The following is a 13578-nucleotide window of genomic DNA, read 5'->3' on the forward strand; positions in this document are numbered from 1 at the left end:
AAAAAAAGCACCTTCAATAAGAGGTGCTTTTAATTTTTTGGAAGGCCCACTATTCGTAATCCGACATTTCTCCATTTTGTATTATTTCAAGTCTTTCACCACTAGTGTTATCGTCATTGATAGCAACCAATACAATATTCTTCTGAGATATACCGTCATTTGACGTATTCGTTAGAATTACCTGTGCTTCGTTTGGTGAGAACCTACAGTCATAGTCGTTAGTTCCATTAAGCTTCTCATCGGAAATATCGAAGGCTGTAGACGAGGCACGTTCATAAATAAACACTCTAGAATCTAACTGTCTGTAATTGTCGATCTGGAACTCCGATACATCGTACCAATATAGAATTTTTGAATTATCAACTGAAATATCTAAACCTCCTGCGGCACCTTGAACATTATTCAGAACTTCGTCAATCACGACCCCAGATGGGTCTATGGTAAAGATACTGACCTCATACCCATTAACAGTATTTGTCTTAAGTGCGATAAAACTTTCATCTGCACTAATAACAACTTCAGTAATAAACTTTCCATCTACTGTCTTGTATACTAATTGCAAATCAGTTCCGTCTGCATTTATGGAAAATAACTGATCAAAATTGGAATAATATAATTGTCCACCATCTTCTGTCCAGCTAAAATCTATCTCGTCTAAATTAAAACCATTAACTGCAACGGCAGAGGTAATTTGTTGTTTGTTGGACCCATCGAGGTTCATGGTGAAAATATGGGTCTCGGCACCATTGTTTGAAAGGTAGGCTATTCTATTAGCAGCCACATTTCGTCTAGGCCGAAAACTGTTGGCTGTACTCTCTGTCAACTGCACTTCATTTCCACTTTCATCAGAGGAAAATATTACATTATTTCCATCTATTCGTCTGACGAAAACAAATCTATTATCGGGGGAATCAATGGTCTCAAAAGAACTAATTTGACTTAACACCATGTCTTCATTGACATCGTCCTTAGCCCCAACTTGCCAGAAATACTTTAAACCAAACCTTAAATTAGAAACCACTAATGTTGTGTCGTTTAACGTTTCAAATGTTAAAAGCTCATCATCTAAATCATTCCTTAACTCAATAGTATAGGTAATATCGTCCCCTTCTGGGTCACTTCCAGACCATACCAATTCAGTCTCTAAGCTCACATCATTAGCGTTATCAGATGGTGAAATCAATACTGGAGTTACAGGAGGTAGATTATTTGCGGTTTCTATTTGCATTTCAAAAATGACGTTGGTTGTACTTTCACGTAATATCTCCGCAGACTCAAATGCAGCCAAATACCCATCCAGCTCAGCCTGAACGGAGTATTGTCCAACTAAAATTTCCTCCAACATAAAATTCCCTTCAGCATTCGTAAACACAGTACTTGAGTTAGGGTTGGTTGATATTTTCACATTTTCCAATGGAATATTGGTACCATCCTCAACGACTGTCCCAGTCAAGGTACCTTTTGCAATGCTCTCAACCGGATCTTCACTGCATGTTAAGGTAACAATTGACAGAAAGGCAAGTAATAAGTAGTTTGTTATAGTCTTCATAACCTCATTCATTAATTGTTATTTACATCAGAACCTGCCGCTGGTGAAATTTCAGTTGTTCCATCAACCGGCGAGACGCTTTTAACTTTGTATTGTTTTTTATTGAATAAATAGAAATTTACACCTAAACCGAAACGGTAATAAAAATCGTCGCGTTTACCACTTATGATACCATCGATTTCGTCACTGAATACAATATTCTGTTCTGCCAAAAATTTGATACCAATTGAATCGGACACTAAATATTCCAAGCCAATTCCAAACTGAAACTTCCAATCAAGCTGATTAGAACTATTAAGATAATTTGCTCCACCACCTGTTGAAATAAATGGAGTGAAATTATCGTAGGGCAAAATTGTAAATTCTAGATTGAGATCTACTGAGGTAACATTTTCATTGTAGAGATCATCATTTCTTAACTTAAAATGATTAACAGTTAATCCAGCATTCAAAAAAGAGTTGAAATAGCGCTTGTAACCAATATCAAAATAAAAACCTGGTCTCGAGTTGGCAATATCTCCATCGATCAAAGCAGTACCAACAGAGGCTGTTATAACATTGTCGCTACGACGTTCTTTGTACATTCTGTCATAGAGTCTTGTATTTCCAGACTCTTCTTTTTCCTCAAAGTACTCCTCTATTAATTGTTTGGCCTTTTCTTCTTCTCCTTCTTTTGGTGCCCAAAGATTATCATTCATTCCTTCAATAACTAGAGCATAGACCGCTTTTTCAACGGCTTCAGTCACTGCTAATTGAACCGGTTCATTTCTTGTAAAACCAGTTTCAACTTCCAGTAAACGTTGAAAGCTTACAAACCTAAAATAACTAGCATCTAAAGCCTGTGACAGAATAGTTTTGGATACATAGACCGTCTTAAGTATTTCACCTGTAGATGTTGATACAGCCCTTAGATAAATGGTAATTCTATCTTGCCTGTACTCTGTAGAGGACCCTATACCAAAATACCGTGCACCAAGACCACCCGTTACAATATTAGTATCATAAGAGACGATTCCTCCTTCAAGTAAAATACCAGCAAATAATAAAGGTCGCAAACGTTCTGGCTGCGTCCCACTCATTTGAGCATATTCCTCACGTGTCGATTTAATTATTTGACGTTCATTGAGCAGGTTATTGAGATTTTCTCTTTCAGTAGCTATAAACCAATTAGTATCCTCTAAAGACTTCAATAGTATTGTGGTTGCTCCTTGAGTAACAGCTGTACTGAATGTGCTACCGATCTCTGTTGGTTTAAATTGACCCGTTTGATCTCTAAAGTTGTACACCCCTACGACCACAGGTTGTTCTGGAGGTGGTAAATTTTCCAAGTCCTTAGTAACGCGTGTAGCCTCACCAACTCTTGCTTCTTGATCGTTTACGGGTTGATTAAAATAGGCGCCACAACTGTAAAGTATATGTGCAAGAATTAATGCAACCAGTAGGTTTTTTGTTTTCATGAGGATTTGATTTGAGGTTTTTAGTTACCACCCGGGATTATAACCTGAGTTAAGTCACCATTAGTGGTATCTAATATATCTATAACTAATCCCTCAGTTGATTGAAATATCTCAATAACTAAAGAACCAAACGTGAAAGTTCCAGGTGTTAGCGCACCATCTGCACCAAATTGCTGAGTAAACAAACTTCTAGAAATTTGGTTAAGTAACTGTCTATTCAGATTTTCTGTGAAGCGTTCCACCTCACTCAAATCACCTAACAAATCATTAAAGGGATCATTAGGATCTGTAAATGAGTTCTGAGCTTGTGCACTTGCTAGCAACTGTTGATAATTAAAAGTGTCACCACCAAACATTGGGTTTACAGGTCTGTAGACCAACTGCTGAGCCGATGAAAACCCTGTTCCCATAAGCGCAATTATTCCAATAAATAATAGATACTTCTTCATAATTTATATATTATTTCTAATACTTTCTTATTAAACTTTGGTTACGTTCAACGTTAGCAAAGTATCTTGACACATTAACAATAGCAATTTTTGCTTGCTCCAGCAAAAAATCTCTTCTAGGCTGCGTAAAGAATCGATGAACCACGGTATTCCCAACTTGCACCTCCATTATTGTACTACGTCCAAAACTAAATCTTTCGTATACTTTAACTACTTCTACCCCATTCATTTGCTGTAATCTATATATAGATGAAAACTCGATATAAAAGTCTCGCCCTGGCTTTGTTTTTGTGTCTTCTGTTAAAATGCCTCTAATTCTACCTGAATAAATTTCGTCTTCAGATTTACTGGACTCCAATTTTGCACCTCTCTTCTCCTCCTCATCATTGTTTAAAACAACCTTTCTGTCTCTACCTATGAGTTTTTCATTATCATCGTACAACAACAGCATTAAGGTTATTTTATCTGTTTCGTTAATGTTATAGATCGAAGTTTTTACTGAGACCTCTTCATTAGGTTGTATGACTATATTGTCCGATTCTTCGGTTCGATTTACAACTTCTTGCTTATCTTCTCTGAAGACATACAATACATATCTAACATTGGTAATAATTTCTGTTTTACTCTTAATTGTGGCTTGTGCTTCAATAAATTCACCAAAGGATTGGGTTTTAATCTCAGCTACAATTGAGGTATTAGTCTGTTGTTGTGAAAAACTGCAAATAGAGAGAACACAGAAAATTAGAAGTATGATGGGGCGGGACAACATGATAAAAAGTTAAGAAAAAAATATTAATAACTTCGGATAATAACAGTTCTATTGTCTCCCGTAATTTTTAGGGCCATATTATTTGTCTGCGCGTTTGTTCCAATTTTTTCCAAGTTCAAATTATTTCCTGATTGAATGATATTTAAACTAGATTCATTTATGGATCCAAATGAATAATTCAAAAGTCTGTTATTATTCCCTTGTTGAATAACAGTTTCCGCGCTTTTATTAATAGTGTTGTAACTCTTAATCGAGTTGAAATTTCCAAACTGAATATAATTCCCTGTTAATTGACCTGAGTCATTTAATGATTCAATGGAATTACCATCACCTATTTGTTGAATGATGATATAGGAATCGGTATTTGTAGCTGTTATGTTTGACCGATCAGAGGAATTATAGGCCAAAGAAGAAAATTGATTTATGAAGACGCGTTCATTAGTTTTTTTAGGAACGACCGTATCGTTTGATTGTCCAAAAATAAATACTGGTATAAAAAAGAGTAAGACGTTAAATAAGAATGTCGGTCTCATAATTCAACTTTAAATGATTAAGATAATTTTTATAACTATTTGGAAAAAGGAGGGTATTTCAAACACCCTCCTAATTTCAAATAATTTTTCAGTCCTCAATAGATTTATTGAGGATGATCATCCCATTCTAATTGGACTGATAAGTTATAGCTGTATTACCATTACCCATTTGAGTAGTCATATCTGAATGGTTATTACCCATTTGGAACGTCCAGGCAGTGTTACCGTTACCCATTTGATAGATATCACTAACGTTACCTATTCCATTTTGACACTGATGTGACCAGTTTCTATTTCCTACCTGAATAGAAACAGCCTCATTGCGATTACCAGTTTGATCTTGAGTTGCATAATTTCTGTTACCAATTTGGTGAACAACTGCATAATTTTTCTTACCATACTGAGTCTGATCAGACATGTTTCCATTTCCAGCCTGCACACTTAATGCATAACTTCCTTTAGCCTTGTCTTCACCAGTTCTCTGATCTTGAGAGGCTGAGTTTCCGTTACCATGCTGGAAAATGTAAGCTTCGTTCTTATCCCATCTCACAAATTGATCTGCAGAGTTATTATTACCCTCCTGAACAATGTGCGTAACATTTCTTTCTGCCCAACCTACACCAATGTCAACACTTGCGTCATTGCGGTTTCCATTTGAATAGACTACAGAAAGGTTTCTGTCACCAGCCTGCTTAACGTAAGATGTGTTTTTGTTGCCATATTGACCAACATAGGCAATATTAGCTACCCCACCATCAGGTAAAGTATTTTGTCCTGTTTGCATTACTTCAGAACTGTTCATAGAACCAATTTGCTCGACAACAACATCATTGTTGTTACCCGATGAACTGATGGAACTCGTGTTACCTTGAGCCATCATCAAACCACCACACATTAGAAAAGCGGCAGCAGATAAAACATAGTTTTTCATAGTTTAAATGTTTAATTAATAATTTAACGTTTGATCTTTTGGACAGTCTCCAATCGATCATGGTTTAATCTTGATCATTATAACAATGATCCTTGTGGGTTCTTTGAGGTTCAAACCAGCATACAGCAAGACATGAACATCAGTAAATCCGGTGCTATTAATTCATGCTATTAACTAAAAAACTATTAATCAGTTATTATTAACTCGTAGGCCAGGTTAATAATAAGTAAGAGGTGAGATCTATTAATCAGATTGCTATTTTGTCTCACTTTACGTGCTATGTATTTCTAAATCTAAATTGAAAAATAAAGGTACTACTTAAGGTTGAAAATGACACTTTATTTCAATGTTTTATACCGATAAAAAGGTCTATTTATCGAAAAAAACCCAAAATAAACGCAAATAAATTATTATATCTTCAAAAAACAATCTATTTAATGGTAATCTTTTAATTTCTTAGCTAAAGAAAAGCAACTCCCGGTATTTGGTCAAGGGCCATAACTCGTCATCGACTAGTAGTTCTAATTTATCACAATGATATCGGATATCCTCTAAATAAGGCTTAACATCATGACAATACATCTGAGCCTTCTTAGAAATATCAGAAATGACATTGGCTTTTTTTCTGGCATTGGTCATATCGCGCACCATAGCATTGATGGATGCTATGTGATGGGAAATAGATTCGATTAAGGTCAAAGCCTCTTCAGCATAAGTTTTATAAGAAGCACCATAGATGGTTTTTAATCCTGTAACATTTTTTATAAGTCGATTTTGATAACTTACTGCAATTGGAATAATATGATTGCGAGCAATATCCCCAAGTACACGACTTTCTATTTGTACTTTCATCACATATTCTTCCACATCAATTTCATACCGTGCTTTAGATTCAACCGAATTCATTACTCCCAGTTCTTCAAATAACTCTAATACTGGTTGAGAAACTTTAACCTTCAAAGCTTCTGGAGTGGCTATATTATTACTCAGTTTTCGTTTTTTGGCTTCTTTTTTCCATTCATCGCTATAACCATTGCCTTCAAACAAAATAGTCTTTGACTGCTTAATGTATTCTCGGAGTACATTAAATATGGCGTCATCTTTTTTCATACCCTTTTCATCAATCAAGGTGTCGACCTCCAATTTAAAAACTTGCAATTGCTTGGCCACAATGGTATTTAAAACAGTCATTGGACTGGCACAATTGGCACTAGATCCCACTGCTCTAAATTCGAACTTGTTACCGGTAAAAGCGAAAGGAGATGTTCTATTACGGTCAGTATTATCTAATAGAATTTCAGGAATTTTTCCAACCACATTGAGCTTAAGATCCGTTTTTTCCTCTGGTGAAAGTTTTCCTTTAGAAACGGTTTCCAATTCATTTAAGACCTTGCTTAACTGATTACCGATAAAAATAGAAACAATAGCTGGTGGTGCTTCATTAGCCCCAAGACGATGATCATTACTCGCCGAAGCAACAGAAGCTCTCAATAATTCTTCATATTCCTTAACAGCTTTTATGGTATTTATAAAAAAGGTCAAAAACTGAAGGTTACTCATCGGGGTTTTACCCGGAGATAATAGATTAACCCCCGTGTCAGTTGCCAGACTCCAATTATTATGTTTACCCGAACCATTAACACCAGCAAATGGTTTCTCATGGAGTAGTACTTTTAAATGATGACGATCAGCAACTTTCTGCATAACATCCATTAATAGGGAGTTATGGTCGACGGCCAAATTAGCCTCCTCAAAAATTGGAGCTAATTCAAATTGATTAGGCGCAACTTCATTGTGCCTAGTCTTCACAGGTATCCCCAATAACATGCATTCATTCTCAAGGTCGCGCATGTAGGCCATAGCTCTATTAGGAATGGTACCAAAATAATGATCATCCAATTGCTGTCCTTTGGCCGCTGCATGCCCGAGAAGTGTTCTTCCTGTGAGCATTAAATCAGGTCTGGACGCAACAAGAGCTTTATCAATTAGAAAATACTCCTGTTCCCAACCAAGGGAAGCATTCACCTTTCTCACATTCTTGTCAAAATACTTACAAACCGCCACTGCAGAAGCATCAACAGCCTGAAGGGCTCTCAATAAAGGAGTCTTGTAATCCAGAGCCTCTCCTGTATACGCAACAAACACCGTAGGAATACAAAGGGTTGTTCCGTAGATAAAAGCCGGAGAAGTGGGATCCCACGCGGTGTAGCCTCTTGCTTCAAATGTATTACGGATGCCACCACTAGGAAAACTTGACGCATCTGGTTCCTGCTGAACCAATTGACTCCCATCAAATTTTTCGATAGCATAACCTTCTGAAGTGGTTTCAAAAAATGCATCGTGCTTTTCTGCCGTAGCACCAGTTAATGGTTGAAACCAATGGGTATAATGAGTCACCTGGTGCTTCAATGCCCATTCTTTCATTGCCGTAGCTATATGATCTGCAGTTGATCTGGAAATCTTTGAATTCTTTTCCTTGGCCTCTTCAATTGCTAAAAAAGCGTCCTTGGTTAAATGCTGGCGCATGGCTTGTGTATTAAAGACATGTTTTGCAAATAAACTGGAACGTAAAGTCGAATCATCGACTTTAATTTGAGACCTATTAATTGAGGTATTAAGGGCTTGAAATCGCAAATTGGACATAATCAGAACTATTTTGGTCTGCAAAGATATATGTTTGTTTTTAATGCACACCCCCTATTTTTTTAGGGGTGAATAATTTGTTAATAACAAATAATAGATTTTTACCCCAATTTTTTTTGCGCCAATCTAATTTTTAGCATTTTTGCACAGCAAATTTTATTTAATTGTAGAGTAATGAGCAAATCAAAATTAGAGTACATCTGGTTAGACGGTTATAAGCCTACCCAGAATATGAGAAGTAAGACTAAAATTGAAGAAAATTTTAGTGGTAAACTTGAGGACTGTCCAATCTGGTCTTTTGATGGATCTTCAACCAAACAAGCTGAAGGTGGTTCTTCTGACTGTTTATTAAAACCAGTTGCTATTTATCCGGATCCAGCCAGAAATAATGGTTATCTGGTAATGACCGAAGTTTTAAATGCTGATGGTACACCACATGAGTCCAACGCAAGAGCTACTATTGATGACGATGATAATGATTTCTGGTTTGGTTTTGAGCAAGAATACTTTATCATGGACAAAGAGACTCAACTACCATTAGGATTCCCAATTGGTGGTTATCCAGGCCCACAGGGAATGTATTACTGTTCTGTTGGAGGAAGAAATACCCATGGTCGCGATTTTGTAGAAGAACATGCCGATTTGTGTATTGCTGCAGGCTTAAACTTTGAAGGCATTAACCAAGAGGTAGCCTCTGGACAATGGGAATTCCAATTATTTGCTAAAGGTGCTAAAAAGGCAGGTGATGAAATTTGGGTTGCTCGTTATTTATTAGATCGATTAACAGAAGCTTACGGCTACTACATCGAGTATCATCCAAAACCGGTAAAAGGTGATTGGAACGGATCAGGTATGCATGCCAACTTCTCAAACACTGTGTTGAGAACGTGTGGAAGCAAAGAGATTTACGAGAAAATTTGTGAAGCATTCCGCCCAGTAACAGCCGAGCATATTGCTGTTTATGGAGAATTCAATGATCAACGTTTAACAGGATTACACGAAACCGCATCTATCCATGACTTTAGTTATGGTGTCTCTGATAGAGGTGCTTCCATCAGAATTCCAATTATCACTGTTGAAAAAGGGTGGAAAGGATGGTTAGAAGACCGTAGACCCGCATCTAATGGTGATCCGTATAAAATTGCTGGTAGAATTGTTAAAACCGTTAAAGGGGCTAACATTACAGCTTAAAATATTAGGTTTTATTTATAAGAAGAAGGCGTTTTCATTTCTGAAAACGCTTTTTTTATGTTAGTACAAAATAAATGAACAATAAATACCCCCCGAATAACACGAAGCCTTTGTAACGGCTAATCCTGTAGCGTTTAGGTAAGAATACCAGCGGCAGAAGAATGGCTGCAAAACCAATCATCCAAAACAAGTTGGTCTGCAAAATTTCTGGTGATTCTACACGAATAGCCCCAAAGATACTTGTGATACCGAGCACCGATCCAATATTAAAAATATTGGAGCCAATTAAATTTCCTAATGAAATAGCCTTTTCCCTTCGAATAGCAGCAATTAAGGAGGCTGCCAGTTCAGGAATACTGGTACCAATAGCAATGACCGTTACAGATACTACATACTCGGAAATACCAATATATTTGGCCAGGCCAACGGCCCCATCGACCAACCACTCGGACCCAAAATAAAGACCTGCACTGCCTATTAATAACCAAACTACAATTTTAAACGTAGATACCACCGCCAAGTTTTCGTCCACCTCATCTGGGGTTTCGGTATCTTCATTCTTGCGCGATCTACGAATTAGAATCACCAAGAAGAGAATCAAGGCCAGTAAAAATCCAAATCCTTCCTGAGGAGATAGCTGCCGGTCATTTTTTAGCAAGGCATATAACAGCAAGGACATGATCATCATCATGGGCCAGTTAAGCTTATAAAATTCCTTACTGGCATATAAAGGTGCTATCATAGCAGTTAAACCTAGGACCAAACCAATATTAGCAATGTTGCTACCAATCACATTTCCTAGCGCAATATCCGACACTCCGTCGAAAGCCGCTTGTAAACTCACTAACAGTTCTGGCGCCGATGTTGCAAAAGACACCACAGTCATTCCAATAACCAATTTAGAGAGGCGCAACTTAAATGACAATGCTACTGAAGCCCGTACCAAAAACTCGCCGCCGATTACGAGTAAAACAAAACCAATAATTATTAAAATGATGTTCATAGGACGATAAAAATCCTGGTGCTTTGGGATTAAACAGCGAAGATAATACAAAGTGTTCTCACACCCTAAAAACTAAAAATAACGTTAAATAACTGCTTTTATAGTTTTGAAACTATAAAAATAGTTATGTTTGAATATAGAATTTAGTTTACATGCAAAAATTAACAAACAAAGAGGAAGAAATCATGCACATATTATGGAAGTTGGATAAGGCTTTTGTAAAAGATGTTATGGTTGAAATGAAGGATGATGCTCCGCACTACAACACCCTTTCTACAATTATTAGAAATCTTGAGGATAAGGGTTATGTGGATCACACAGCCTATGGTAAAACTCATCAATATTTCCCCATTATTCCTAAAGAGGCTTACAAGAAGAAATTTATGTCCAGAGCTATAGACAATTACTTCAACAGTTCGTACAAAAACGTGGTGTCATTCTTCGCTCAAGAAGAAAAAATCAGTGTTGAAGAATTAAAGGAGATCATCAATCTAATTGAAAAGAAACAGTAGTCATGGATTATATTTTAAAAACCTCTGCCCTACTGTTAATATTCCTAATAGGTTATCGCCTGTTCTTACAAAAAGAGACATTTTTCTCTTCCAACAGATGGTTCCTATTAATTGGACTTCTTATCTCGGTTAGTTTTCCCCTGATTACCATTCCTATATATGAAACTAAAACAGTCTATTTGGAAGCTGTAAGTAATATTCAGGCGGTTCCAATATCCACATTGGATCCAGTGAATGCCACCGCTATCGAAACAACATCACCAATTTGGCCATCACTATTGCGGAAGCTCTATTGGGCAGGTGTAGCCGTTTTTACATTGCGGTTTTTAGTACAGTTAGGAAGTGTTGGTCTTATTATGCTGCAGGGAAAACGCAGACCACATAAATCGTATACTATTTTTGAAACTGAAAAAGACATCGCTCCATTTTCCTTTTTTAAAGCCATTATTTTTAACCCTTTCGCTTTAAGCAGAACAGCCATTCAACAAATCCTAACACATGAAAAAGTGCATGTTCGTGACTGGCATAGCCTGGATATACTCATCACTGAAATCACCTTAATCTTTATGTGGTTTAATCCATTGGTGTGGTGGTATCAAAAATATCTCAAACAAAATTTAGAGTTTATTGCAGATGAGCGCTCTATTAAAGAAGTACCATGCGCAAAAACCTATCAAACGGTGTTAGTTAATCAAAGCTTACCAAAGCAGCAATTGGCGATCGCTAATAATTTTCAAAGTTCATTTCTCAAAAAACGAATTATCATGCTAAACAAATCAAAATCCAATCCTTTTAGGCAATTAAAGATGATTTACATATTGCCATTTTTAGTTTTATTCCTGTTTAATTTTAGTACCGAAACACGTTATCTAACTGAAGTAATTCCTCCAGATCACGAATTGGGTATAGTTGAAACTAATTCCCAAGATGAATTACTGGAGTTTATCATTACTAAAGAAACCTCCGATGTGGAATTGCAAGCCATAAAAAAGCAATTAAAAGAGAAAGATGTTGTTATGAGCATTAAAGACATTAGCAGGGATTCCAATGATGTCATCACTAAAATAAGTCTGGAATTTAAAACTAAAACCAGTTCTGCTAATTATAATGTGTCTGAAACGGATGGAATTGAGCCCATATTTTTTGAAATGACTGAGGACGGAGGCATTAGTATTGGTTCATCTAAAGCTAAAGATCAAATAACAGTTCTAGCAAAAAATATAGCGAAAGCATCTTCTAATAAGCATGGGCAGGTTTGGATTAGTAAGGATGGGGGCGACGTGGAAGTCATAGAACTAGATTCAATGGCTGGAGGCAAGGTAAAATATGTTACCAAGTCCAATGCCTTCTTTATTGACACGGAAGATGAAAATCACGTTATTGAAATTGATTCCGTTACAAATGGAAAATGGAGCTACACCACTAAGGTTGCTATTGGAGACCACCATAACCACCTTGACAATAATAAAAAAAATCATTTTGTGTATAAATTGGGTTCCTCTCCAGATAGTTCCTATACAATAAAATTAGATTCTTTAAATCTTAATTATGATTTCGATACAGACTCCAAAATTTTTATTGTTGGTGATGCAAATAATTCAATTCGAAAAACAGGACAAACGATTACTGTAAGAAACAAAGGAACTAGTAAACATCCACTTTATATAGTTGACGGAAAGGTGATTTCCACAGGAACAATCAACGATATTAATTCTGATAAGATTAAATCAATGAATGTCATAAAAGGAGATAATGCCGTTTCACTATATGGTAAAAAGGCAAAAAATGGCGCTGTAGTAATTACTACTAAAGAAGGCCAAGTTTGGGTTGAAGATAAAGGCCATAATAATGTTGTTTATGACTACGTTTTTATTGATAGTGACATTGAAAAGAGCTTGTTCAAGATTGACAAGCGCAGCACAGGAATCGAATTGGAAAAGTTAAAAGAAAAACTTGAATCTCAAGGAGTCGACGTTAAGTACTCAAAAATCAAACGCAATGAGTTGGGTGAAATCATCCGCATAAAAATCCGCCTTAAAAATAACCAGGGAGATGAGAGTTCCGCCTCTTATAAAACAGATGACGGCATTGATACCATCTACTTTGGGGAACAGAACGGTACCTTAATGGTTACCACCTCACCATCCAATTAATTTCATCAATCAAATCGGGAAAAGCGTCTGATAAATCAGGCGCTTTTTTTGTTTGAGAACAATCGATCAAATTTTTACTATGATTTTCTCAAAAAAGATGAAAATCACAAAATTGACCAAAAACAGATCAATTTTCCCCTATGATTTTGAAAAAAGACTGAAAACACCCCTACAATTATTACATATTAAAACATTAATTGATATTTATAGTAATAATTTATAACATAGTTATAGACTTAAAGGTTTCTATTAATAATACTTTTCATCTTTTTACTTATAATAACAAAGTTAAATTCATTCTTTTTCAGAGATTTCCTTGGTGGGATTTGGGCACCCCTATATATTGAAAACTCAAATTAGAAAACAGATATTAACCCGTTAAAAAAAA

Annotated in this window: 11 protein-coding genes; 3 read left to right on the forward strand and 8 right to left on the reverse strand. The window is 36.2% G+C overall.

The features are described from left to right. Window positions 1–49 precede the first annotated feature (49 nt). The 7 genes from DN064_RS10290 to DN064_RS10320 form a co-directional block, all read right to left on the reverse strand. Window positions 50–1549, reverse strand: a complete 1500-nt coding sequence (locus DN064_RS10290) for a carboxypeptidase regulatory-like domain-containing protein (RefSeq protein ID WP_157962288.1) — start codon at window positions 1547–1549, stop codon at window positions 50–52. Window positions 1550–1560: 11 nt separating this feature from the next. Beyond that, window positions 1561–3006, reverse strand: coding sequence for a CsgG/HfaB family protein (locus DN064_RS10295; protein WP_115462560.1), 1446 nt, complete (start codon window positions 3004–3006; stop codon window positions 1561–1563). A 20-nt stretch (window positions 3007–3026) separates the two neighbouring features. Beyond that, window positions 3027–3455 (reverse strand): curli production assembly/transport component CsgF, encoded by a 429-nt coding sequence (locus tag DN064_RS10300; protein ID WP_115462561.1) that lies wholly within the window; start codon window positions 3453–3455, stop codon window positions 3027–3029. A 16-nt stretch (window positions 3456–3471) separates the two neighbouring features. Next, window positions 3472–4224, reverse strand: coding sequence for a CsgE family curli-type amyloid fiber assembly protein (locus DN064_RS10305; RefSeq protein WP_115462562.1), 753 nt, complete (start codon window positions 4222–4224; stop codon window positions 3472–3474). 23 nt (window positions 4225–4247) lie between these two features. After that, window positions 4248–4757, reverse strand: a complete 510-nt coding sequence (locus tag DN064_RS10310; protein WP_115462563.1) for an SH3 domain-containing protein — start codon at window positions 4755–4757, stop codon at window positions 4248–4250. A 127-nt stretch (window positions 4758–4884) separates the two neighbouring features. After that, entirely contained in the window at window positions 4885–5688 is an 804-nt protein-coding gene (locus tag DN064_RS10315; protein WP_115462564.1) for a hypothetical protein, read from the reverse strand. A 456-nt stretch (window positions 5689–6144) separates the two neighbouring features. Next, on the reverse strand, window positions 6145–8331 hold the full coding sequence (locus tag DN064_RS10320) for a glutamine synthetase III family protein (protein WP_115462565.1): 2187 nt from the start codon (window positions 8329–8331) through the stop codon (window positions 6145–6147). 174 nt (window positions 8332–8505) lie between these two features. Between DN064_RS10320 and DN064_RS10325 the strand changes: the two genes are divergently transcribed. Further along, window positions 8506–9522, forward strand: a complete 1017-nt coding sequence (locus DN064_RS10325; protein ID WP_115462566.1) for a glutamine synthetase beta-grasp domain-containing protein — start codon at window positions 8506–8508, stop codon at window positions 9520–9522. Between the two features lie 55 nt (window positions 9523–9577). Here the strand turns inward: DN064_RS10325 and DN064_RS10330 are convergent, their stop codons facing one another. Then, window positions 9578–10525: a calcium/sodium antiporter gene (locus DN064_RS10330; protein ID WP_115462567.1), complete on the reverse strand. Its 948-nt coding sequence runs from the start codon at window positions 10523–10525 to the stop codon at window positions 9578–9580. A 152-nt stretch (window positions 10526–10677) separates the two neighbouring features. Here DN064_RS10330 and DN064_RS10335 point away from each other — a divergent pair, with 152 nt between their 5' ends. Next, window positions 10678–11037 carry a BlaI/MecI/CopY family transcriptional regulator gene (locus DN064_RS10335; protein ID WP_115462568.1) on the forward strand — a complete coding sequence of 120 codons (360 nt, stop codon included), beginning with the start codon at window positions 10678–10680 and terminating at the stop codon, window positions 11035–11037. A 2-nt stretch (window positions 11038–11039) separates the two neighbouring features. Then, a complete protein-coding gene (locus tag DN064_RS10340) occupies window positions 11040–13190 on the forward strand; it encodes a M56 family metallopeptidase (protein ID WP_115462569.1) in 2151 nt (716 codons plus the stop codon). Window positions 13191–13578 lie beyond the last annotated feature (388 nt).

Source organism: Winogradskyella aurantiaca, assembly GCF_003362725.1.
GTDB lineage: Bacteria > Bacteroidota > Bacteroidia > Flavobacteriales > Flavobacteriaceae > Winogradskyella_A > Winogradskyella_A aurantiaca.